This window comes from Micromonospora noduli, assembly GCF_003264365.1.
Taxonomy (GTDB): Bacteria; Actinomycetota; Actinomycetes; order Mycobacteriales; family Micromonosporaceae; genus Micromonospora; species Micromonospora noduli.
In genome coordinates, this window is the sequence record NZ_PYAK01000019.1 from 63,628 (window position 1) to 87,108 (window position 23,481).

The following is a 23,481-nucleotide window of genomic DNA, read 5'->3' on the forward strand; positions in this document are numbered from 1 at the left end:
GCGTTGTCGAAGGGCCCCTCCCGCCAGCTCAGGGCAGGGTCCACTTTTGGTTGGCGGCGGCGGTGCAGGTCCAGAGGTGGACCACCGTGCTGTCAGCGGAGCTGTTGCCGGAGACATCGAGGCACTTGCCCGACGACGTGTTGCGCAGCGTGCCGTCGGCCTGGGCCGCCCAGTTCTGCGCGGCGGTCCCGTTGCAGGTCCAGAGCTGGATCTTGGTGCCGTCGGCGGTGGCACCGCCCGACACGTCCAGGCACTTACCCAACGACTTGATCGTGGAGTTGGGGGTGACCGCCCAGGTCTGCGCGGCACTGCCGTTGCAGGTGTAGATCTGGATCTGCGTGCCGTCGGCGGTGGCGGCGTTGCGCACGTCCAGGCACTTGCCGCCGAGGCCCTTGATCGCCCCGGCCCCACCGGCCGGGGGTGTCCCGGTGACGAGGGTGAAGGCGTCCAGGTCGTAGAGCGCCCCGGTGCCCGACCCGGCGAAGGTCAGGTAGAGCGTGGTCGTGCCGGTCGGCGGGTTGCTGATCGTCCCGGTGACAGTGGTGAAGGTTTCCCAGCCGCCGGTCACCGGGACCGTGGCCGAGCCGAGCACGGTGCCGGTGGCCGAGCCGGCCCGGACCTGGAGGGTGCCACCGGCGCCCGCCGAGGAGACCCGGGCGTTGAACGAGGTCACGTTGCCCAGCCGGTACGGCTGGAACGCGATCCAGTCGCCGTTGTTGATGTCGCCGACGGTCTTGCCACCCTCGGCCGGGGTCTTGCTGAACACGTTGATCCCCGACGAGGTGCCGTAGAACTCGGCCTGGCGGTGCCGCGGCGGCAGCGTGTGCTGGGTGTGCGTGGTCAGCCCACCGGCGTCGGTGTACTCGGCGTCGAAGATCGCGAAGATGTTCGCCGCGTCGTCGTGCTCACCGTCGACCGGGATGGTGATCGAGCCCGAGCAACCGGTCTTCGAGGTGATCTGGTGCCCGTGCTGGTCGTGCCCGAGCACGTAGGTCATCTTGACCTTCGTGCAGTCGATGGTGCCGTCCTCCGGGTCGGACACCGTGATGCTGTACGCGACCGTGTCCCCGAAGCCGAACAGCTGACCGTTGCCCGGGTTGTTGATCGTGACGGTGGGCGCGGTGTTGCCGACGCTGATCTGCACGCTGCTGCTGCCGGTGGCGCCCTGCGGGTCCCGCACCGTCAGCGTGGCGGTGTAGGTGCCGTTGGCGCTGTAGGTCTTCGTCGGGTTGGCGGCGGTCGAGGTGGTCCCGTCACCGAACGCCCACGCGTAGGTCAACGCGCCGCCCTCGGGGTCGGCCGAGCCGGCCGAGGAGAACGTCACAGCGAGCGGGGCCGCGCCAGAGGTGCGGTTGGCGCTGGCCTTCGCGGTGGGCGCCCGGTTGCCGCCGCCGACGTAGTCGAAGCGGTAGAGCGCCGAGTTGGCGTCACCGTTGAAGTAACCGGTGCCGTAGTCGAGCACGTAGTACGCGCCGTCCGGGCCGAACGCCGAGTCCATCACCTGCTTGCCGACCCACGGGAAGGTGTCGATGGCCCCTCGGGAGCCGTCGGCGTTGACGTGGATCGGCTTGATCCAGCCTCGGCCGAACTCGGTGGCGAAGAACTGCCCGTCGAACGACTGCGGGAACTTGGTGGTGGAGGTCGACGAGGCGTTGTACCGGTAGACCGGGCCGCCCATCGGCGACTCGGAGCCGCCGCCGAACTCGGTCGGGGTGCCGGCGTCACCGGCGTACCGGATCCAGGCGGGCTGGGCCGGCGGCAGGGTGGTCAGGCCGGTGTTGCGGAACGAGTTGTTTGTCGGCCCGCCGGTGCAGTTGTACTTCGCGCCGCTGGCGCTGGTCGCGAAGTCGAACTCGTTGTACGTCTCGGTGCTGGTGTTGGTGCCGGTGCAGTACGGCCAGCCGTAGTTGCCCGGTGCCGCGACCCGGTTGAACTCCACCTGGCCGGACGGCCCGCGGGTGGAGCTGGTGGAGCCGGCGTCCGGCCCGTAGTCACCGACGTAGACCACCCCGGTGGCCTTGTCCACGCTGATCCGGAACGGGTTGCGGAACCCCATCGCGTAGATCTCCGGCCGGGTCCTGGCCGTGCCGGGGGCGAACAGGTTGCCCGACGGGATCGAGTACGTGCCGTTGGCGTTCACCTTGATCCGCAGGATCTTGCCGCGCAGGTCGTTGGTGTTGCCGGCGCTGCGCTGCGCGTCGTACGCGGGGTTGCGGTTGGTCCGCTCGTCCAGTGGTGAGTAGCCGGACGATTCGAACGGGTTGGTGTCGTCGCCGGTGGACAGGTAGAGGTTGCCGGCGGCGTCGAAGTCGATGTCCCCACCGACGTGGCAGCACACACCCCGGCTGGCCGGGACGTCGAGCACGTCGACCTTGCTGGCCTGGTTGAGCGTGAAGTCCGAGTTGAGGGTGAACCGGGAGAGGCGGTTGACCCCGTCAAAGGCCGAGAAGTCGGTGCCGGTGGCCGGCGCGTCGCCGCCGGGGGTGGAGAGCGGCGGGGCGTAGTAGAGGTAGATGTAGCGGTTGCTGGCGAAGCCCGGGTCGACGCCGACGCCCTGCAACCCCTCCTCGTCGTGCGTGTAGACCGACAGGGTGCCGATCACGGAGGTGGTGCCGTTGGCGTCGGTGCGGCGCAGGGTGCCGTTGCGGGCGGTGTGCAGGACCGAGCGGTCCGGTAGCACCGCCAGCGACATCGGCTCACCCATGTCGGTCACGCCACGGGCCAGCTCGACCTGCTGGAAGTCGCTGGCGACGATCGTGTGTGCCTGGGCGGGTGCCGAGCCGGCGGCGAAGGTGACAGTGCCGGCGGCGACCGCCAGCAGCAGCGCGGATCCGGCGGAGAACCATCGTCGGGACCGTTGTCTGGGTGCGTCCTTCATGGACATCTGTGCTGTCCCTTCCTGACGTGTGACTGCCAGGCCGGGCGCGCGCCGTCGCGCCGGATGCCGTAGCGGTGGTGGGGGGTCGATGGGTTACCGCGCCGCCGGTTCACCTCGACGAAACATTGTCGTGTTGGTCACGACACTAAGTCGCACGTGTCGATGTGTCCATACCTTCCGGCGGTTCAGCATCAACTTTCGTCGATTTGATCGAAAGTCGCCGGTCAGGCGCGTCGGTCGATCGCCTGCCCGGCCAGCGCAACCAGGGCCGCACGGGCCTCATCGGCCACCATGGCGTTCTGCAGGGCGGAGAGCGCGGCCTCGGTCCGGACCCGGATCATCTGCTCGATCCGCTCCCGCGCGCCGGTCGCCTCGATGATGTCGCGCAGCTCCGCCGCGCCCTCGGCGTCCAACGCCGGGTTGCCGAACAGCTCCCGCAGCCGGATGGTCTGCGGCCGGTCGGCGGCGCTACGGGCCAGCGCCATCATGACCGTGGGCTTGCCCTCACGCAGGTCGTCCAGGACCGACTTCCCGGTGACCGCCGGGTCACCGAACACGCCCAGGACGTCGTCGCGGAGCTGGAACGCGTCACCCAGCGGGTCACCGAACTCGCCCAAGGCGGCGATCAGCTCCGGCCCCGCGCCGGCCAGTGCCGCACCGATCTGCAACGGCCGGGTGACCGTGTACCGGGCAGCCTTCATCCGGATCACGGTGAGCGCGCTGGCCACCGAGCCGTCACCCACACCCGAGACCAGGTCCAGGTACTCCCCCGCGATCACCTCGGTACGCATCAGCGCGAACACGCCGTACCCCCGGTGCACCTGCTCGGTGCTCAGCCCGCACTCGTGGAACATCTGATCCGACCAGGCCGCGCAGAGGTCCCCGCAGAGCAGCGCGGTGTTGCGGCCGTACGCCTCGGGGTCGCCGCGCCACGACGAGCGGGCGTGCAGGTCGGCGAAGAGCCGGTGCACCGACGGCTCACCCCGGCGGCGGTCGCTGCCGTCCAGGATGTCGTCGTGGATCAGCGCGAACGCGTGGAACAGCTCCAGGGCCGCCGCGGCCACCACGATCGGGGTGCCGTCGGCCGCGCCCGCGCCGCGCCAGCCCCAGTAGCAGAAGAGCGGCCGTAACCGCTTGCCGCCGGCGAGCACGAACCGTTGGAGCGCGGTGAACACGCCCCGCGGCGCCCCGTCCGGCCAGTCCGGGCCCTGCCGGCTGAGAAACCCGGCCAGCTCCGCGTCGAAGCGCGCCCGCAGCTCGCTGGCGTCGGTGGGCACGACGGTGACCGTCATGAGCCCTCCCCCGACCCGACCGCGCCGCCGGGGCTCAGCCCGGCCAGCTCCAGCAGGAGCGCCTTGACCTCGGTCGCCGCGATCTTGTCCCGGGCCGCGGTCGGGTCGGAGCAGAGCAGCACCGGGCCGTCCGCCGGGTCGTCGGGCAGCCGCCCGTGCGAGCCACGCACCGCCCGCGCACCGGCATCGAGGCCGACCGCGCTCATCAGGTACCGCATGCCGAGCTTCTTGCGGGCCAGGGCGACCCCGGCGCGGGCCTTCGCGGCACCGGGGTTGGCCGGGTCGAAGAACAGCTCCGCCGGGTCGTAGCCCGGCTTCCGGTGAATTTCGACCAGCCGGGCGAAGTCCGGTGCCTGGGCGTCGTCCAGCCAGTAGTAGTAGGTGAACCAGGCGTCCGGCTCGGCCACCAGCACCAGCTCACCGGCGCGCGGATGGTCCAGCCCGTGTGCTGCCTTGCCCTCGGCGTCGAGCACCTCGGCCACCCCGGGCAGGCCGGCGCAGAGCTTCGCCACCGCCGGCACGTCGGCCGGGTCCCGGACGTAGACGTGCGCGATCTGGTGGTCGGCGACCGCGAACGCCTTCGACGTCCACGGATCGAGGTACTCCATGCCCGCCTGGGTGTGCACCCGCAACAGCCCCTCGGAGCGCAGCAACCGGTTGACGTCCACCGGCCGGGACACGTCGGTGATGCCGTACTCCGACAGCACCACCACTGTGGCGTCCCGGGCCCGGGCGGCGTCCAGGAGCGGGCCGAGCACCGTGTCCAGCTCCGCAGCCGCCGCGGCGGCCTGGGCCGACGAGGGACCGAAGCGTTGCAGGTCGTAGTCCAGGTGCGGAACGTAGACCAGGGTCAGGTCGGGTGACACGTCGGCGAGGATCTGCTCGGCCGCCTGGCAGATCCACCGCGACGACGGCAACCCGGCCGTCGGCCCCCAGTAGGTGAAGAGCGGGAAGGTGCCCAGCCGCCCGGTGAGCGCGTCGTGCAGCTCCGGCGGGTCGGTGTAGCAGTCCGGCTCCTTGCGCCCGTCGGCGTAGTAGACCGGGCGGGGCGTCACCGTCCAGTTGACGTCGGCGCCCATCGCGTACCACCAGCAGACGTTGGCCACCGTGTAGCCGGGTTCGGCCCGACGGGCGGCCTGCCAGAGCTTGTCCCCGCCGACCAGCGCGTTGTGCTGCCGCCACAGCAACACCTCGCCCAGCTCCCGGAAATACCACCCGTTGCCGACGATCCCGTGCCCGCTGGGCTGCTCGCCGGTGAGGAAGGTGGACTGCACCGAGCAGGTCACGGCGGGCAGCACGGTGCCCAGCTCGGCCCGGAAGCCGCCGTCGGCGACCCCCCGCAGTCGAGGCATGTGCGCCAGTAGTCGGGGCGTCAACCCCACCACGTCGAGGACCACCAGTCGCCGGCTCATCGCGTCACTCCCATGCTCACGGTTCGTTCTGCGGTCAGGCCGAGGCCGACCAGTTCGTCCCGGGCGAAGGCCAGTTCCGCGGCGATGCCGGCGGCCAGCTCCGCGTCGGTGCCGGGCCGTCGGGCGGCCGGCAGCACCCCCCAGGTGTACGTCTCGACGTCGAGGTGGTCGCAGCCGGCGGTCGGGCCGTCGAAGAGCGCTCTCAGGGCCGCGCGGAGCACCGGCAGGGTAGAGCCGAGCGGTTCCTCGGGTGGGGCGTGCAGCGGCACGTGGTAGTGCACCCGCCACGGCCCGGGCAGCGCCCGGTCCAGCGCCTCGTCCAGGTCGTCGGCCGCGTACCTCGGGTCGGCCGGGTCGGCCAGACCGGCGCACCCAGCGCCCCGGGTCTGGTGCAGGAAGCGCGGCTCCACCCAGCGGCGCAACGCCTCGGCTCCGCCCTCCGGATCGGCGGCCTCGACGGCGGCCGAGACCTGCACCTTCACCACCGGCAGCCCGGCCGCCCGCAGTCGTTCCAGCGCCTCGGCCGGGTCCTCCCAGGCGCAGGCCAGGTGGGCCAGGTCGACGCAGACGCCCAGTCGATCCGTGTCCATCCCGGACAGCAGCGCGGCCGCCTGACCGGTGCTCTCCACCACACAGCCGGGCTCCGGCTCGAAGGCGACGCGCACCTCGCGGCCGGTGTCCCGCTGCACGTCCGCCAGGCCGGCGGCGAGCTGGTCCAGTCGACCTCGGGCCGCGTCGGCCCGGCCGGTGTCCCACGGTTGACGCCAGGCCAGCGGCAGCGTGGAGATCGAACCTCGGGCGGCGTCGTCGGGCAGCAGGTCGGCGAGCACCCGTGCCAGGTTCACTGTGTAGGTCAGGCGCTGCTCGGTGGTCCAGTCCGGGTGGTACACGTCCTGCTTGACCACCGGGGCCTGGAAGGCCGCGTACGGGAAGCCGTTGAGGGTGACCACCTCCAGGCCGCGCGCGTCCAGCTCGGTGCGCAACCGGCGGCGTAGCGTCGGGTCGGCGGCCAGCTCGGCGGCGACCGGGGCGGCCAGCCACAGGCCGAGCCCGAGCAGGTCGCTGCCGAGCGCCTCGCGGACCGGCACCGCGTAGGTGTCCAGTTGACCGAGGATGCCGGCGAGGTCCTCGGCGGGGTGCACGTTGGTGCAGTAGCCCAGGTGGACGGTCTCGCCGCCGGCATGTCGCAGCCGCATCAGCTGCCGCCACGCAGGATCGAGTTGCCGGTCTGCGGGTCCACCGCGGCGGCGACGTCCAGGTCGCTGAGGTCGAGCCGCCCCGACTGCCCGTAGAACTCCACCGGGTTTCGCCACAGCACCTTGTCGACGTCGTCGTCGCCGAAGCCGGCCGCGAGCATCGCCTCGCCGGTGGCCCGGGTCAGCAGCGGGTCGGAGCGTCCCCAGTCGGCTGCCGAGTTGACCAGCATCCGTTCCGTGCCGTACTCCCGCAGCAAATCCACCATCCGCTGCGGGGTCATCTTGGTGTCCGGGTAGATGGAGAAACCCAGCCAGCAGCCGCTGTCACGGACCAGCTTCACTGTCACCTCGTTGAGGTGGTCGACGACCACCCGACCCGCGTCGATGCCGGACTCGGCGACCACGGCGAGGGTCCGCTCGCAGCCGCGCGCCTTGTCCCGGTGCGGGGTGTGCACCAGGGCCGGCAGGTCGTACGCCACAGCGAGGGCGAGCTGCGCAGCGAACGCCTCGTCCTCCTCGGGCGTCATCGAGTCGTACCCGATCTCGCCGACCGCCACCACCGCGTCCTTGTCCAGGTAGCGGGGCAGCAGGTCGAGGACCGGCCGGCAGCGCGGGTCGTTGGCCTCCTTGGGGTTCAGCGCGATGGTGGCGAAGTGGCGCACCCCGAACTGCCCGGCCCGGAACGGCTCCCAGCCGATCAGGGAGTCGAAGTAGTCGGTGAACGAGGCGGCGCTGGTGCGCGGCTGCCCCAGCCAGAACGCCGGCTCCACCACCGCGCGCACTCCGGCGGCGGCCATCCGTTCGTAGTCGTCGGTGGTGCGTGAGGTCATGTGGATGTGGGGGTCGAAGATGCGCATTCACGCCTCCCGGGGCAGTGCGGCGGTGAGCCGGTGGAGCAGGTCGTTGGCGTCGGCGGGCAACTCCCGGCCGGCGGCGTGCCGTTCGGCGGCCAGCGCGGCCAGCATCGCGGTCAGCTCGCCGTCGGCCCGGGTGTCCAGGTCGGCCACGTTGGCCAGGGGGACGCCGCTGAACACGCACTTGAGCACCGCCTGCCGCCAGGCGGCCTGGTCGAGGTGCCGGGCGTACGGGCCGAGCGCGGCGGCGACCAGCCGGGTGTCGTTGGTCCGGATCGCGTCGTGCAGCAACGGGACCCCGTCGGCGCCGATCGGCAGCAGCGGCAGGGCGCGCAGCACGGCTCGTCGCTCGGCCGCGTCACCGTGTTGGTAGAGGCGCTCGGCGTACGCCGCGTGCTCGCCGGGCAGGCTGGTGAGCAGCAGCACCCGGGCCGCGTCGTCGGCGGTCCAGCCGGGGGCGTCGGGCAGCGCGGCCCGCCCGCAGCGTCGGCCGACGGCGGGAAAGAGCCGGGTGATCGCGGTGGGCTCGGTGGTGACCCGGCGCAGCGCCGTGTCCAGCCAATCGGGATCGGGTACGCCTCCCAGCGCGGCCCGTAGTGAATCCGGTGTCATCCCGTCTCCTCCCCTTGTTGCTACGCGGGCACCCCAGTTGTTGCTATGCAGGCACCCCAGGAATGTCTGCGGGCGGTTCGTCCTTCGCGCGGCCGGCCAGTGCGGCGGCGCGCAGGAACTCGATCGACCGGGCGGCCACGGCGGGTGCGGCGTGCGAGTCGCGGGGCAACTCCACAGCGACCAGCCCCTGGTAGCCGGCCGCCGCCAGGGCGGCCAGCACCGGCGGGAAGTCGATCTCGCCGACGCCGAACTCCAGGTGCTCGTGCACGCCTCGACGCATGTCGTCGATCTGCACGTTGACCAGGTGGTCGGCCACCTCGGCGACACACTGTGGCACCGGCCAGGGCTCCAGGCACCGGCAGTGGCCGATGTCGAGGGTGATGCCGAAACGGGCCGGGCTGTCGAGTGCGGCGTGCAGCCGACGCCAGTCCGCGATGTCCTGCACGAGCATGCCCGGCTCCGGTTCGAAGCCGACTGTGACGCCGGCGGTCTCGGCCGCGTCGACCACCGTGGCGCAGCCAGCCACCAGACGGTCCCAGGCGCACTGCGGTGACACCGCCTCGGGTCGGACACCGGCCCAGAACGAGACGGCCTCCGCGCCCAGGTCGGCGCCGATCCGCACGGCCCGGCGCAGGAACTCGATCCGCCGGGTCGGGTCGTCGTGCAGCAACGTCGGTGCGTGCTTGTGCCACGGGTCGAGCAGGTAGCGGGCGCCGGTCTCGATGACCACCGCCAGGCCCAGCGACTCCAACCGTCGACTGACCGCGGCGACCCGGCGGGTGAGCCCGGGCGCGAACGGGTCCAGGTGGTCGTGGTCCAGGGTGAGCGCCACCCCGTCGTAGCCGAGGTCGGCGATGACGGCGAGCGCGTCGTCGAGGCGGTGGTTGGCGAAGCCGTTCGTGCCGTACCCGAGGCGCAGCGTGGTGGCGTCGGCGGCCGGCGCACCGGGCCGGGGCTCGGGGACACTCATGTCGGGGAGACCTTCCGGGCCAGCCGTCGACCCAGCGGCGCGGCCGCCGCGACGGCCACCCCGAGCAGACCCGCTCCACCCCGGGCGGTGAGGGCCCCCTGGAGGGCCGGCAACCCGGTGATCCCGGCGCCGACGGCCGCGCGGACCCGCCCGGCGGACGGGTCCCGGACCACCTCGGCCTGGGCCGCGCCGTACCGGGCGGCGTACCAGCCGGCCAGCACTGCGGGTAGCACCGCCGCGATCGTGGCCGACCGACTGCGACCCGCGCGCACGCCGGTCCCGTCGGCGGTCTCGGCCCGGTCGGTGGCCCCGGTCTGGTTCGTCGTTCGGAGGGCTGCGCGTCGGGCGCCCGGCACGGCGACGGCGGCACTGGCGGCGACCAGCGCGGTTCCGGCGAGGGTGCGCATCGGCAGGGTGGCGTCGGCGCCGGTGACCTCCCGGCGGGACAGCGCGGTGACCGTCCAGGTGTGCGCGGCGACGGTGGCCGCCGCCGGCAACGCCCGGGTGATCCGGCCGCCGGACGCGCCGAGCAGCACGTCCAGCCCTCGGCAGGCGGCCATCACGGCCGGGCCGGCCGCGGTGTTCTTGGCCAGCAGGTCGTACCCCCAGATGGTGGCGGCCAGCGGCACGGCGAGCGCGGCGGCGCGTCGACCGCCCGCGGCGGCGGCCAGGCCCACGCCGGCGGCCGTGAGGCCCGCCGCGAGACCGACAGCGGCGGCCGGGGTGATCCGTCCGCTCGGGATCGGCCGCTCGGGCCGTTCCTCGGCGTCCAGGCGCCGGTCGGCCCAGTCGTTGGCGGCCATGCCGGCCCAGTAGAGCAGCACCGAGGCGCCGGCCAGGGCAGGGGTACGCCGGCTCAACGCGCCAGCCGCCGCGGCCCCGGCGATCACGTCACCGGGCACCGAGAGCGCGGCCGGCGCCCGGACCAGCTCGGCGAGGTCAGCCAACGTTGTCATGGTCACCGTCCCCGCCGTCGTGCAGGTGCCGGGTGAAGGCGGTCAGCCGGGCCCACTGCTCGCCCAGCGAGTGGGTGGGCGCGCCCAGTGGGTCCTTGAAGAAGAAGCCCAGGTCGGCCAGCGGCCCCACCTGCCCGGCGGCGTGCGCGGCGGCGGTGAGTCGGGCCAGGTCGAGCACCAGTGGCGCGGCCAGCGCGGAGTCGCAGCCGTGCCAGGTGAACTCCATCCGCATGCCGGTGCCGAGGAATCCGCTGAAGGTGATCAGATCCCAGGCGGTCTTGAAGTCGCCCAGCTCCTCGACGTACTCGATGCGGGTGCCGCCCTGCGGGACGTAGCCCAGCGTCTCGCCGAGCACCCGCTGCTTGCTCTGCACCTTCGCCGCGTTCGCGGCCGGGTCGGCGAGGGTGGCGCCGTCGCCACCGCCGAGCAGGTTGACCCCGGACCAGGAGCCAACGGCCAGGTTGCGCATCGCGAACATCGGCGCGAGCACCGACTTGACCAGGGTCTCCCCGGTCTTGCCGTCGTGCCCGGCGTACGGCAGTCCGGCCTCCTCGGCCAACGCGGCCAGCGCCGGCAGCCGCAGCCCGGTGGACGGGGTGAAGTCGACGTACGGGCAGCCGGCGAGGACCGCCGCGTACGCGTAGAGGGAGCTGACCGGCAGCACCTCGTCCGGACCGTCGAGGGCGGCGCGTAGCGCGACCGGGTCGGCGTGCGCGGGGTGCGGTCGAGGGGCCGGCTCGGTGGCGGAGACGTTGACCACCACCACCCGGTCCAGCTCGTGCCGTTCGCGGAAGCTGGTCAGGTCGCGGACCACGGCCTCGGCGCGGTCGGCCTGGGTGTCGCCGACCGGCGCGGGGCGCAGTTCCTGCTCGACCACGCCCAGTTCGTCGCGGAGCGCGGCGACCAGTCGCCAGGGGATGACACCGGCGTCGGCGAGGGCCTCGGCGCGCTTGCACAGCGGAGTGGTGGCCAGGTCGTGTCCGCCGAAGACCAGGTCGGCGAAGGCCGGCAGGGCCGGGCCGCGCAGCTCGGGAAGCTCGGTGACGCAGCCGGTGGGCCCGGCCAGGCCGGCTCGCAGCGCGAGCCCCCCGACGATGCTGGTGGTCGCGACGGATCCGCGCGCTCCTACCAGCCAGACACCTGTTCGCATGGTGCTCCTTCCCCATTCACGAGGAACCGTCGGTACCGCTAAATATAGGAATATCAGAATATGTTTCGGAAAGATACGGCCCGGTTTCGGAAAGTTTCGGGTCGGGTGGATGGGCCCCGTCCGCTCGCCCCGCACCGGAACAGCACCGGCTTCCGACGTCGGCGTCGGCGGCGACGACGCCGGGCCGGATCCCGGCAGGTGCGAGCAGACGGGGCTGGTAGGCAGGGTCGGGTCGGCGTCTCGACCCTGCCTCCCCCGCATCCGGCCGGTCGGGGCATTGGCATGCCCCGGCCGGGCGTCTCAGGCCGCCGCGCCCACCGGAACACCTACCGAACCACGCCCGGCCGGGAACCGGCGAGCGGATGCGGTACGGGTGGGGGCGGCGGCGGGCGGTGTCATCAGGTCCTCCGGAGGTCACCGGTGGTGGCGGTCCTCCGGTGCGGCCGGGGAATCCCGGTCCGGTCGCACCGGACGACCGTCCTGCTCGTGCGCCACCGGGCCGTAGGGCCCGGCTGCACGCTCTCCGAAGCCGACCTCTGTCCCGGCCACGGGGCGCAATCCGTGGCTGGTCCCTCGCCGGTCGGCTTCGGAAAGCCGGTCGGGCGATGGCGGTGCGAACACCGCCGTCGCGGATGGTCAATGGTCAGACGGCCGCCGCGGTCAGCGCCGGTTCCACCTCGGCCCAGGAGGAGCCGAGCTCCGCCGAGCGGGCCACCGCGTCCAGCACCAGCTGGACCTGCAACGCGTCGGCGAAGGAGGGAGTCGGGTCGACACCGGTGGCGACCGCCTCGATGAAATCGCGCATCTCGTGCGTGAACGAGTGCTCGTAGCCGATGATGTGGCCCGGGGGCCACCACGCCGACATGTACGGGTGCTCGCCCTCGGTCACCAGGATGCGGCTGAAGCCCTGCTCCACGGCCGGGCGGGTCGCGTCGTAGAACTCCAGCTCGTTGAGGCGCTCCAGGTCGAAGACCACACTGCCCAGCGAGCCGTTGATCTCGACGCGCAGCGCGTTCTTACGGCCGGTCGCGAAGCGGCTCGCCTCGTACGTGGCCAGGGCGCCACCGTCGAGCCGGGCCACGAAGACAGCGGCGTCGTCGACGGTGACCGTCCCGGTGGGCGCGGTGTGGCCGTCCACCGAGGCCGCCAGACCGCTCGACTCGGCCGGCAGCGGCCGCTCCTTGACGAAGGTCTCGGTGACCGCGCTGACGCCGCTGATCCGCTGACCCGTGACGAACTGGGTCAGGTCGATGATGTGCGCACCGATGTCACCGAGCGCGCCGGAGCCCGCCCTGTCCTTCTGCAACCGCCAGACCAGCGGGAACTGCGGGTCCACGATCCAGTCCTGCAGGTACGTCGCACGGACGTGTCGAATCACCCCGAGCCGTCCGTCGGCGACCAACTGGCGCATCATCGTAACCGCGGGGACCCGGCGGTAGTTGAACCCGCACATCGACCGCACTCCGGCGGCCCGGGCGACGTCCGCCGCAGCGGTCATCGCCCGTGCCTCCTCCACCGAATTGGCCAATGGCTTCTCGCACAGAACGTGCTTGCCTGCGGCCAACGCGGCGAGAGCGATCTCGGCGTGGCTGTCGCCCGGGGTGCAGATGTCGACAACGTCGATGTCGTCCCGGTTGATCAGGTCACGCCAGTCGGTGGTGTACGCGTCCCAGCCGAGTGTGTCGGCGGCGTCAGCCACCTTCGCTGTGTCTCGGCCGCAGATCAACGCCATCCGGGCCCGCGCCGGCAGGTCGAAGACGCGATTCACGGTGCGCCACGCCTGTGAGTGCGCGGCGCCCATGAACGCGTAGCCGACCATGCCGACCCGCAGTTCTTTGTCTGTCGTGGACAAGGTGGGTCTCCCCCCGGTATGTCAGAACCCGAGCTTGTCGTAGCTGCTCGCGTTCTCCTTGGTGATCGTCTCCGAGGCCAGGGTCACTTCCTTGGGCACCTGCAGCTCCGTCAGGTCGCCCAGGCCCCGACCCTGCGCGATGAGCCGCGCGAGCGAGACCGCCGAGGAGGCCATCGACGGGTTGTAGGTGACAGTGGCCTTCAGCACGGTGTTGTCGGCCTTGATGGCGTCGATCGCGAGCTTGGAGCCCGCGCCGCCGACCATGAAGAACTCCGACCGGTTGGCCTGCTTGATGGCCGCGAGCACACCGATGCCCTGGTCGTCGTCGTGGTTCCAGATGGCGTCGATCTTCGGCAGCGCCTGGAGCAGCTGGGACGCCTCGCGCTGACCGCTGTCGGAGGTGAACTCGGCCGAACGGCGGTTCTTCACAGTGAACCCGTAGGTCGCCAGGGCGGCCTTGAAGCCCTCGCTGCGCTCGACGGTCAGCGGGATCTCCAGACCGGCGATCTCACCGATGACCGGGTTGGCGACGCCCTTGTCCTTGAGCATCTTGCCGATGTAGTGCCCGGCCGAGACGCCCATGCCGTAGTTGTCGCCCTTGATGACCAGTCGCGAGGCCAGCGCGTCGGGGAACGCCCGGTCGAGGTTCACGATCGGGATGCCCGCCTGCATCGCCTGGAGGGCAACGGCGTTGACCTCCTTGCCGTCGTGCGGCAGCACGACGATGATGTCCGGCTTCTGGGCGATCAGCGTGCCGAGCGTGGAGCGCTGGGCCTCGGAGTTCGACCCACCGTCGACCTCCTTGAACTCCACGTCCGAGTAGGCAGCGGCCTGCGCCTTGGCGTTGGCGTGGATCGCGCCCATCCAGCCGTGGTCGGCGGCCGGGGCGGAGAAGCCGATGACGACCTTCTTGCCCGGGGCGTTGTTGCCTTCGCTGTTTCCGGCGGCCTTGGTCTGGGTGCTGGCGGCCGGGGTCTCGTTGCTGGTGCAGGCGGTGAGGAGGGTGGCAGCGCCCACTGCGGCTCCACCGAAGAGCAACCGGCGGCGCGACAGGTCGCGACTGTGCTGGGTCATGAATGACCTCCTGGGAGCGGGATTTGACTTATTGAGGGTGTGCGAGGCCCGGCCACCGTCGAATGTCTCGACGTCGCCAGGACAACGGTGCGGTGCGTCAGGTTGCGGTGGTGACCCTGTTCCGCGCGAGGAGCCGAGTGACTGACTTGAACTGGAACTGCTGGACCAGGACGGCGGCGACGATGATGCCGCCCTTGACCATGTTCTGCGCCTCGATGGAGAGGCCGTTGATGGCGAAGAGGTTCGTGATGGTGGCGAAGATGATGACGCCGAGCAGCGAGCCGACGATCGTGCCCCGGCCGCCGCTGAGCAGCGTCCCGCCGATGATCGCTGCAGCGATCGCGTCCAACTCGTACAGGTTGGCCATCGCCGCCTGCGCCGAGGTCGCCTGCGAGGTGAGCATGATGGCGGCGATACCGCAGCAGAGACCGGAGAGCGCGTAGAGCAGCATGGTGTGCCGCCGGACGTTGATGCCGGCCAGCCGGGCCGCCTCCGGGTTGCCGCCGACGGCGATGGTCCGCCGGCCGAAGGTCGTGCGGTTGAGCACTACCCAACCGGCCAGCACTACCGCGCCGAGGATGTAGACCAGGATCGGGATCCCGATCACCTTGCGCGCCGCGATGTCGTTGATGAACGTGCTGCTCGACACCTGGGTCTGCTTGTTGGAGATCGACGCCGCGAGCCCTCGCGCGGCCACCAGCATCGCGAGCGTCGCGATGAAGGGGACCAGCCGCCCGTACGAGATGAGCACACCGTTGACGAGGCCGACGCAGATGCCGACCGCGAGGGCGGCGAAGATCATGCCGCCGGCGCCGTAGCTCTGGGTGGCCACAGTGGTGCACCAGACCCCGGCCAGCGCGACGATCGCGCCGACCGACAGGTCGATGCCACCACCGATGATCACGAAGGTCATCCCGACAGTGACCACGCCGACGACCGAGGCCAACTGGAGAATGGCCAGGACGTTGTTCCAGACCCAGTTCGGGTCGCCGTACAGGTCGGGCTTGGTGATCGCGCCGACCACGATGAGCGCGGCCAGCACCCCGATCAGACCGAGGTTGCGCTTGGCGCCGTCGCCACCGTCACCCCGCCACCAGGAGAGCTTGCCCCCGGATCCTGCCTTGTTGCCGGCCACCGCCGTCTCCGCCGGGTCCACCGGCGGCGACTGCGCCGGAAGCTGCGGGCGCTCCGGTGTCGCGGTGGGAGTGGGAGTCGCGTCGCTCATGCCGGTGCGCCTTCCATCAAGGACCCCGCCATCACGAGGTCAAGCACAGTGTTCTCGTCGAGTTCGCCGGCCGCGGCTTCGCGGACGACCCGCCCTTCCCGCATCACCAGCACCCGGTCGGCCAGACCCAGCACCTCGGGCACCTCGCTGGAGACCAGCAGCACCCCCACGCCCTGAGCGGCCAATGCCCGGATGACCTGGTAGAGCTCAGCCCGGGCGCCCACGTCCACGCCCCGGGTCGGCTCGTCGAGAAGCAGCAACTTGGTGCCGCCGAGCAGCCAACGCCCGACCACCACCTTCTGCTGGTTGCCGCCGGACAGCGTGCGTACCGGCCGGTCGACGTCCCGGGGCCGCAGCTCCAGGGTCTCCGCGATCCGGTCCGCCTCGGCGCGTTCCTTGGCGGCGTTGGTGAAGCCGAGCCGCGCGTACCGGCCGAAGGTGGCCAGCGTGACGTTGCGGTAGATCGGCTCGCCGAGCAGCAGCGCCTGGCTCTTGCGTTCCTCCGGGGCCATTCCCATGCCGGCGCGAACCGCCGCGCCGACGCCGGGCCGTAGGACCTTTCCGTCCATCTGCACCGTGCCGGCCTCCGGGAGGCGCGCACCGTAGATCGTTTCCAGCAGCTCGGAACGACCGGAGCCGACCAGCCCTGCGATGCCCACGATCTCCCCGGCACGCACGTTCAGCGACACGTCGGCGAACTCGCCAGTGCGGGTCAACCCCTCCACCTGGAGCAGGTCCGCACCCGCGGAGTCGTCGGTCGGCCGGTCCGGGAAGACGTACTCGATGGTGCGGCCGGTCATCCGGCTCACCAGGTCGCGGGTCGGGGTGTCGCGCGCCGGCAGGTTCGCCGCCGTGGTCCGGCCGTCCTTGAGTACGGTGACCCGGTCGCCGATCTCGCGGATCTCCTCCAGGCGGTGGGAGATGTAGATGACGGCGATGCCCTGAGCGGTCAGCTCTCGGATGATCCGGAACAGGTTGCCGACCTCGTCGTGGGCCAGCACCGCGCTCGGCTCGTCCATGATGATCAGTCGGGCCTCGTGCGACAGCGCCCGCGCCATGCTGACGATCTGCTTGCCGGCCGCCGGCAGGGACCGGACCATCCGCCCCGGCGGGATCTCACCGTGGCCGAGCCGGCTGAGGATCTGCCGGGTGTGCCGGGCCATCCGGCCGCGCCGGACGAAACCGAAGCTGCGGTACTCGTGCCCGAGGAACGCGTTCTCCGCCACCGACAGATCCTCGACGAGGTCGAGCTCCTGGTAGATCGTGGCGATGCCCGCCTTCATGGCGGCCTGCGGGTTGGCGAACGTCGCGGGCTCACCGCGCCACTCCACCTGCCCGGAATCCGGTTGGTGCACCCCGGCGAGCACCTTGATGAGGGTGGACTTGCCGGCGCCGTTCTGCCCGAGCAGGCAGTGCACCTCGCCGGCACGCACCTCCAGCTGCACGCCGTCGAGCGCGCGTACGCCGGGGAAGGTCTTCACCAGGTCGGTGAGGCGCAGGACCACCTCGCCCGCGACGGTGTCGGCGGGAGCCTCGACCAGCGGCGCCTCGGCGACGGCCTCGGCCGACGCGGTGGCGGGGTCATCCTCGGGCAGAGCCACAGTCTCCTCCTCGCTCACGACGGAATCTCGAACAGCTTCATGCGGCTTCCCCGAAGGCGACGTCGCTCGCGAGCACCGCCGCGCCGGCGACGCCGGCACGGCCGCCCAGCTCGGACAGGACGACGGGAAGGTTGCCGGTGGCCAGCGGCAGTGACCGGCGGTAGACCACACTGCGGATCTCGGCGAGCAGGATGTGGCCCAGCTGGGCCAGCCCGCCACCGATCACGATCATGGACGGGTTGGTGAAGCTGACCAGGCCGGCGAGCACTCCACCGACCCGCCGCCCGCCGTCGCGGATCAACTGGATGCAGGTCACGTCGCCCTCGACGGCGCCCTCGGCGACGTCCAGCGCGGTGACGACACCCCGCAGCGCCAGCCGCTCGGCCAGCGCCGGCGACGTGCCACTGCGGGCGGCGGCTGCGGCGTCCTTGGCCAACGCGGCGCCGCTGAACAGCGCCTCCAGGCAGCCGACGTTGCCGCAGGAACACATCGGACCGTGCGAGTCGACCTGGATGTGCCCTATGTCGCCGGCACATCCGTCGGTGCCCCGGTAGACCTCACCGGTGAGGTAGATGCCGCACCCGATGCCGGTGCCGATCTTCACGAAGAGGAAGTCGTCCACCGAGTGGGCGACCCCACCGTGCCGCTCGCCGATCGCCATGATGTTGACGTCGTTGTCGACCACCGCCGGGCAGCCGTGCTCACGGCTGAGCAGCTCACGCACCGGGAACCGGTCCCAGCCTGGCATGATCGGTGGTGAGACCGGAACGCCGTCGCGGAAGCTGACCGGGCCGGGTACGCCGATGCCGACCGCGTCCAGTCGCTCGTACGCGCCGTCGCCCCGGGCCTTGTGCAGCAGTTCGTTGACCCGTTGCAGGGTCACCTTCGGGCCGTTGCGGATGTCGGCTGCCTCGGCGTAGTGGGCCACCGGTTCGAGGCGGCCGTTGACCACCTCGACGTCCATCGAACTGGCGCCGAGGTCGACGGCGGCGAAGCGCAGCTTCGGGTTCAGCTCGACAAGCGTCGAGCGACGCCCACCTCGGGAAGCGGCGAGCCCGGCCTCGGCCACATAACCCAGCGTCACCAGCCGATCCAGCTCGGCCAGCATGCGCGGACGCGGCATCTGGAGCCGGTCGCCCAGCTCGGCCCGGGACACGGCGCCCTCGTCGCGGAGCAGCCGCAACAGGCGCACGTGCAGGGGGTCGACGGTGCGCACCCGGGGCCCCCTCTTCTTTGGCAGCGTTCACATCGACGCAATGTCGATGTGTTGTGTCCGACACAGTAAGAGCGTTCCACGCCGCCTGTCCAGAGCTTCAGCCGTTCCGAGACCAACTTTTGTCCGAAAGAACAAAAGCTACTAGTCGATCAAGGAAAGGATCACGGACCGCCCGCGTCCCCTCGCCAGCAGTTCCATCGACGGACACGCAAACGCCCCGCCAGCCGATCCTCGGTGGCGGGGCGATTGGCGCGGGGCCGTCAGCGACGGCCGGCAGAATTTCGCTTCTTGCGGAGCTTGCGGTCGTCGCGCAGCTCGACGTACGGCTCGTCGTCCACCGCGTGTCCGGCCGAGATGGCGCGGCCCCGCTCCAGCTCCGCGTCGAACTCCGCCCCCAGCAGGATCGCGATGTTGCTCAGCCAGAGCCACACCAGGAAGATGATCACCCCGGCCAGCGTCCCGTACGTCTTGTCGTACGAACTGAAGTTGCTCACGTAGAAGGCGAACAGGCCGGAGATCACCAACCAGATCACCACGGCCAGCACCCCGCCCGGGCTGACCCAGCGGAAGCCGCCGTGCCGCGCGTTCGGTGAGGCCCAGTACAGGATCGCGAACATCAGGCTGACCAGGATCAGCAGCACCGGCCACTTCGCGATGTCCCACACCGCGACCGCCGTCGAGCCGAGCCCGATCACGTCACCGACCGATTCGGCGAGGCGGCCGGTGAAGACGACGATCACCGCGCAGACCAGCAGCAGCACGCCGATCACCGCTGTCACACCGGCCCGGATCGGCAGCGTCTTCCAGATCGGCCGGCCTTCCGGCACGTCGTAGATGGTGTTGGACGCACGCATGAACGCACCGATGTAGCCGGACGCGGACCAGAACGCGGCCAACAGACCGATGATCGCCGCGATGCTGGCCAGGCCGCCGTTCTGCTGGGCGGTATTGATCGCGCCCTCGATGATCTTCTGGATGCTGTCGTTCGGCACCGCCTGGTTGACGGTGTCCTTGACGCCCTCGGTGGCGCTCTCACCGAGCAGGCCGAGCAGGGAGATCAGCACCAGCACGCCGGGGAAGATGGACAGCACCCCGTAGTAGGTCAGCGCGGCGGCCCAGTCGGTCAGGCTGTCGTCCTGGAATTCGGTGATCGTCCGGCGCAACGCCGCCTTCCAGCCGCTGCCGGGCAGGTCGGTGGGGCTGTCCGGGCCCGCGTCGGGCCCGACCGGCGTGGTGGCGGGATCACGCTCACGCTGGGCGGAAGACTCGTCCGAGGCCATCGCCCCTCCTCCTGGTCGGCGGTGTCACCTCCGGACATGCCCCGTCGACGGGCGCGCATAACCCCTACTTGTAGAGCAACCTCGCCATTCGGCGAGAAGCCACCAGCAGGCCGACCGCCACCATCGCCAACAGGTAGAGCACGTCGAGCAGCCAGAGCCAACCACCGCTGCCCAACGCGACCCCCCGGATCAGGTGCACCGACCGGTACAGCGGGGTGATCTCGACGAGCCAGTGCAGCACTGTCGGGTAGGCCTGCGCCGGCACGAAGGTGCCGGAGAAGAGGAAGAGCGTGAACTGTGCGGAGCCCATCAGGTCGAAATCCTGCCAGCTACGCATGAAGGTCGAAATCGCCATGCCGAGCGCCCCGAACGCGAACCCGACCAGCACCGCGGCCGGGAGAGCGGTCAGCGCGCGGGTGACGCTTGTCAACTCCAGCGCGATCATCACGCCGAGGAACGCCGCCGAGTAGGCGCTGCCCCGCAGCATCGCCCAACCCAATTCGCCGACGGCGATCTCGAACGGCCGTACCGGGGTGGCGATCATCCCGTCGTACAGCTTCATGTACTTCATCTTGCCGAAGAAGTTGAATGTGGTCTCCGAGAGCGCCCCGGTCATCGCCGAGGAGGCCAGCATCGCCGGGGCCACGAACTCGGCGTACGAGACCAGCCGCCCGTCCGGCAACGGCAGGTCGCCGACCAGCGCGCCGACGCCCACCCCGATGGACAGCAGGTAGAGCAGCGGCTCCACGAAGCCGGAGAGCAGCAGCAGCCAGTAGACCGGCTTCAGCGCCGCGACGTTGCGCCCGACCACCGACGCCGACCGCCGGGACGCGGCGGAGACGTCGACCAGCCGGGGCAGGATCAGCGTGACCACGACACCCTCTCTGCTTGCTCTTCAGACGACGAGTTGCTCCTGCTTGCTCGGCTGCCGGGCCTGCTCGGCTAGACGACGAGCTTGCGACGGAACGCGCGCACCGCCAGCAACCAGCCGGCGACCGCCCAGGCGGCCAGGTAGAGCAGGTGCCCGACGGCCGACCACTGTGGGGCGACGCCGAGCGTGGCCGCGCGGCACAGGTCCACGGCGTGCCACAACGGCGTCGCGTACGCCAGCCAGCGCAGCGCCTCGGGCAGCGACTCGACAGGGAAGAACACCCCGGCGAAGAGCGTCATCGGGATGACCGCGAACCGGAACAGCATCGCGAGCCAGTTGTCGCTCGACACCGACGCGGCGTACGCGAAGGTCGGCGCGGCGACGGCCAGCCCGAGCAACGCCACCACCGGCAGGGTGACCACCGCCCACGGCGACCGCAACGCCCCGAACAACCCGGTGACCAGCAGGAACGCCGCGATCGTGGTGAGCACCCGGAACAGCACGAAGGCCAGGTGCCCGGCCACGATGTCACAGACCCGCAGCGGCGACGCGCCCTGCGCGAAGTAGGTCTTGACCCACTGGAAGTTGCTGAACACCGGCCACGTCGAGTCGCCGACGGTGACCTGGAGCGCGGTCGAGGCGATCAGCCCGGGGACCAGCCAGTCGAGGTAACGCACCCCACCGACGCCCTGGTCGATGTAGGCGCCGACGCCCACCCCGAACCCGAGGACGGTCAGCACCGGGAGCAGGAACGAGGAGAACACCCCGGCCCGCCAGGTGCGCCGCAGACCCACCAGGTAGTGCTCGAACACCGCGTACGCCGGCACCCATGGGAACCGCGTCGATCCCGCCACACTCACCCGATCACCCCGCCCGCCACGCCGGCCACCACGACCTGTCTACCCCCGGGGTACGACAGACCGCCGGTCACCCTACGACGACCCCGCCGACGTGTCGCCCGGGTTTCCCCACGTCGCCCGTGGGCGGGGTCGTGCTTGATCGACTCGGTTTTCAGGAAGTCGCGGTGTCAGAGCCGCCTTGATGCCCCGATTTCCGGAAAGCCGAGTGGATCTAGACCGCGTGGCCGCCGGTGCGGTGACCAGAGACGTGGACAGGATTGGCAACCCGCGGCAGGAGCCGCCACGCTGTTCCTCGTGGGCCAACGTGATGACAGGAATTCTGAAGTCCAACGAATCCTCGAAGAGCTGTGCATCAAGCTGGGCTTCTGCCTGCCCCCTGAAGAGAACCTTCGGCTCCGCGAGTCCCCTCCCAGCGACGCGGACAGCTTTACCGACGCGGTCTTCGAAGCCGAGGGGATGGGCGATATGAGCGACACGGACCTCCGTCGCCGGGTACGAGAGGTCGTCGGTCAGCACATGACTCGATGGGTAGGGACGGCCGATCAAGCAGCCGGAGACTGAGCGCCAGCTACCGGCGGACGGCGTCGGACCCGACGAACGCGCGCCACGCGTCAGGCGGGAAGAGCAGCACGGGCCCGGTCGGGTCTTTGGAGTCGCGCACGGCCACCAGCCCAGGCAGATTGCCGGCAACCTCCACACAGTTGCCGCCATCCGGGCCGCTACGAATGCTCTTGCGCCACCGGGCACCGGTTAAATCCATGTCTCCGCCACTTCCGCCATCAGATCGAGGGACTGCCCGTGCGATAGTGCCTCACCCCGGATCGACTCCCACACCTCGACCATCTGACGGACGTACTCGACGCGGTCAATGACCTGCCCGTGGCGCTGTCCGGCGAGATAGACAAGGTCCTCCCCCTGCGACAGGCTTGCGATCACGAACGGCCCTCCGAGCCCAGCGTAAGCACCGGCGGGAGTCGGCACTACCTGGATTCGGACCCTCGGGAACGCCGTGCCGAGCTTCACGAGGTGCTGAACTTGCTCGCGCATAACCCCCGGCCCACCGACAGATCGGCGCAGCACGTGCTCGTCGATCACGGCAGTGAGCAGCGGAGGCCGGTCTCGGGTGAGCAGTCTCTGACGGTCCAGCCGGGTTGCCACCTGCTGCTCGACCTCGTCCGCCGCGAACAAGCCGCCGCCGGTCAGTAGGGCGCGGGCGTACCCCTCGGTCTGCAAGAGGCCGGGCACGCACAGCGGCTCGAACGAGCGCAGCGCGGTGGTCTCCTGCTCGATGCCGGCCCAGTCGCGGAACCACGGCACCACTGCCTCCCGGCTGATCCGCCGCTGGATGCGTTCGAACCGACCGTCGGCTGAGAACACGGCGTCACATCGGCGGGCGAAGTCCAGACTTGGCCGGCGCTCGGATGTCTCCACCTTGGCGACCAACGCCCCGGAATAGCTCAACGCCTCCGCCAGCGCGGCCTGTGACATCCCGTTGGCGGCCCGGGCCAGTCGCAGCTCCTCGGCGAAGTGCTCCAGCATGGACGAACTCTCCACGGACACCCTCCGTACATTCCCGTACCGAGCCGGGCCGATTGCCGTACGCGCTGGTCGTCGGCGTGCGGAACCTCCCACCGTAGTCGGGTCCTCACCAGACTGTCACGCAGCGGAACCGCTCACGGGATCAGACGGCGGGCGGAACCAGGCCGGGAGCGCCCCGTGACCCCCGATCCGGGGCGCTCCCACCCACCCGATGGAGGTTCCCTCGTGCGACTGACCTGGTCGGCCCATAACGGCGGCGGGCACTGATGCCGCGGTACCGCCCACACGTAGCGGCACGCCCGTCCTGGCGCTGCAGGGTCTGCGGCGCGGCGTGGCCCTGCTCGCCGGCCCGCCTGGCGCTGCTCGGCGAGTACCGCGAGGACCGGATCGGCCTGCTCATCTACCTCGCCACGTTGCTGTACGAGGCGGCCGGGGACCTCGCCGGCCAGGCCGGTCACGACCGGCTGACCGACCGATTCATCACCTGGGCCAGGGCGCGTTGATCGTGATCGTTGGCAGCTCAGCAGTTCGACACGCCGGAACGGCTGCTGCTGAGCTGCCAACGATCGGACGGTCGACCGTCATTGGTCGGACCGGGTGCCCGGTGGCCGGGCCGAGGTGTCTACGGGCGGGCGGCGGCCCC

At 70.9% G+C, this 23,481-nt stretch carries 21 protein-coding genes; 2 read left to right on the top strand and 19 right to left on the bottom strand.

The window, feature by feature from the left end:
* Window positions 1–28: 28 nt before the first annotated feature.
* The 17 genes from GUI43_RS16720 to GUI43_RS16800 all read right to left on the bottom strand — a co-directional run bounded on the left by GUI43_RS16720 (window position 29) and on the right by GUI43_RS16800 (window position 21,299).
* Window positions 29–2,884, bottom strand: a complete 2,856-nt coding sequence (locus GUI43_RS16720; protein WP_211326711.1) for a PQQ-dependent sugar dehydrogenase — start codon at window positions 2,882–2,884, stop codon at window positions 29–31.
* 218 nt (window positions 2,885–3,102) lie between these two features.
* Complete coding sequence (locus tag GUI43_RS16725; RefSeq protein WP_112590410.1) at window positions 3,103–4,170, bottom strand: polyprenyl synthetase family protein; 1,068 nt, start codon at window positions 4,168–4,170, stop codon at window positions 3,103–3,105.
* Complete coding sequence (locus tag GUI43_RS16730; RefSeq protein WP_112699213.1) at window positions 4,167–5,582, bottom strand: alkaline phosphatase family protein; 1,416 nt, start codon at window positions 5,580–5,582, stop codon at window positions 4,167–4,169. Before GUI43_RS16730 ends, GUI43_RS16725 begins: the two co-directional genes overlap by 4 nt.
* Window positions 5,579–6,778, bottom strand: coding sequence for a metabolite traffic protein EboE (gene eboE, locus GUI43_RS16735; RefSeq protein ID WP_112699214.1), 1,200 nt, complete (start codon window positions 6,776–6,778; stop codon window positions 5,579–5,581). Before eboE ends, GUI43_RS16730 begins: the two co-directional genes overlap by 4 nt.
* Window positions 6,778–7,635, bottom strand: coding sequence for a TatD family hydrolase (locus GUI43_RS16740; RefSeq protein WP_112590402.1), 858 nt, complete (start codon window positions 7,633–7,635; stop codon window positions 6,778–6,780). The genes eboE and GUI43_RS16740 overlap by 1 nt, the downstream gene beginning before the upstream one ends.
* Window positions 7,636–8,244 (bottom strand): EboA domain-containing protein, encoded by a 609-nt coding sequence (locus GUI43_RS16745; RefSeq protein ID WP_091409016.1) that lies wholly within the window; start codon window positions 8,242–8,244, stop codon window positions 7,636–7,638.
* A 43-nt stretch (window positions 8,245–8,287) separates the two neighbouring features.
* Window positions 8,288–9,214: a sugar phosphate isomerase/epimerase family protein gene (locus GUI43_RS16750; RefSeq protein WP_112590400.1), complete on the bottom strand. Its 927-nt coding sequence runs from the start codon at window positions 9,212–9,214 to the stop codon at window positions 8,288–8,290.
* Complete coding sequence (locus GUI43_RS16755) at window positions 9,211–10,170, bottom strand: SCO3242 family prenyltransferase (RefSeq protein WP_112699215.1); 960 nt, start codon at window positions 10,168–10,170, stop codon at window positions 9,211–9,213. The genes GUI43_RS16750 and GUI43_RS16755 overlap by 4 nt, the downstream gene beginning before the upstream one ends.
* Window positions 10,154–11,320 carry an inositol-3-phosphate synthase gene (locus GUI43_RS16760; RefSeq protein ID WP_112699216.1) on the bottom strand — a complete coding sequence of 389 codons (1,167 nt, stop codon included), beginning with the start codon at window positions 11,318–11,320 and terminating at the stop codon, window positions 10,154–10,156. The genes GUI43_RS16755 and GUI43_RS16760 overlap by 17 nt, the downstream gene beginning before the upstream one ends.
* Window positions 11,321–11,963: 643 nt before the next feature.
* The gene (locus tag GUI43_RS16765) at window positions 11,964–13,139 is read right to left on the bottom strand and encodes a Gfo/Idh/MocA family protein (protein WP_373861117.1); all 1,176 of its coding nucleotides are present in this window, start codon (window positions 13,137–13,139) and stop codon (window positions 11,964–11,966) included.
* Between the two features lie 54 nt (window positions 13,140–13,193).
* Window positions 13,194–14,246, bottom strand: coding sequence for a substrate-binding domain-containing protein (locus GUI43_RS16770; RefSeq protein WP_112590389.1), 1,053 nt, complete (start codon window positions 14,244–14,246; stop codon window positions 13,194–13,196).
* Window positions 14,247–14,343: 97 nt separating this feature from the next.
* Window positions 14,344–15,471, bottom strand: coding sequence for an ABC transporter permease (locus tag GUI43_RS16775; RefSeq protein ID WP_112590387.1), 1,128 nt, complete (start codon window positions 15,469–15,471; stop codon window positions 14,344–14,346).
* Window positions 15,468–16,976 (bottom strand): sugar ABC transporter ATP-binding protein, encoded by a 1,509-nt coding sequence (locus GUI43_RS16780; protein WP_181518705.1) that lies wholly within the window; start codon window positions 16,974–16,976, stop codon window positions 15,468–15,470. Before GUI43_RS16780 ends, GUI43_RS16775 begins: the two co-directional genes overlap by 4 nt.
* A 133-nt stretch (window positions 16,977–17,109) precedes the next feature.
* Window positions 17,110–18,288 carry an ROK family protein gene (locus tag GUI43_RS16785; protein ID WP_112699217.1) on the bottom strand — a complete coding sequence of 393 codons (1,179 nt, stop codon included), beginning with the start codon at window positions 18,286–18,288 and terminating at the stop codon, window positions 17,110–17,112.
* A 260-nt stretch (window positions 18,289–18,548) separates the two neighbouring features.
* Window positions 18,549–19,568 (bottom strand): YihY/virulence factor BrkB family protein, encoded by a 1,020-nt coding sequence (locus GUI43_RS16790; protein WP_112606232.1) that lies wholly within the window; start codon window positions 19,566–19,568, stop codon window positions 18,549–18,551.
* 64 nt (window positions 19,569–19,632) lie between these two features.
* Window positions 19,633–20,442 carry an ABC transporter permease gene (locus tag GUI43_RS16795; RefSeq protein ID WP_112699218.1) on the bottom strand — a complete coding sequence of 270 codons (810 nt, stop codon included), beginning with the start codon at window positions 20,440–20,442 and terminating at the stop codon, window positions 19,633–19,635.
* A gap of 68 nt (window positions 20,443–20,510) precedes the next feature.
* A complete protein-coding gene (locus GUI43_RS16800; protein WP_112699219.1) occupies window positions 20,511–21,299 on the bottom strand; it encodes an ABC transporter permease in 789 nt (262 codons plus the stop codon).
* A gap of 294 nt (window positions 21,300–21,593) precedes the next feature.
* On the opposite strand from GUI43_RS16800, the gene GUI43_RS16805 reads away from it, so the two are divergent.
* Window positions 21,594–21,860 (top strand): hypothetical protein, encoded by a 267-nt coding sequence (locus tag GUI43_RS16805; protein ID WP_112699220.1) that lies wholly within the window; start codon window positions 21,594–21,596, stop codon window positions 21,858–21,860.
* 7 nt (window positions 21,861–21,867) lie between these two features.
* Here GUI43_RS16805 and GUI43_RS16810 read toward each other — a convergent pair whose 3' ends face one another.
* Together GUI43_RS16810 and GUI43_RS16815 are read right to left on the bottom strand one after the other, a co-directional pair.
* Window positions 21,868–22,059, bottom strand: coding sequence for a DUF397 domain-containing protein (locus GUI43_RS16810; protein ID WP_112590374.1), 192 nt, complete (start codon window positions 22,057–22,059; stop codon window positions 21,868–21,870).
* Entirely contained in the window at window positions 22,050–22,853 is an 804-nt protein-coding gene (locus GUI43_RS16815) for a helix-turn-helix domain-containing protein (protein WP_249037771.1), read from the bottom strand. The genes GUI43_RS16810 and GUI43_RS16815 overlap by 10 nt, the downstream gene beginning before the upstream one ends.
* 251 nt (window positions 22,854–23,104) lie before the next feature.
* Here GUI43_RS16815 and GUI43_RS16820 point away from each other — a divergent pair, with 251 nt between their 5' ends.
* Window positions 23,105–23,341, top strand: a complete 237-nt coding sequence (locus GUI43_RS16820; RefSeq protein WP_112590369.1) for a flavin reductase — start codon at window positions 23,105–23,107, stop codon at window positions 23,339–23,341.
* Window positions 23,342–23,481 lie beyond the last annotated feature (140 nt).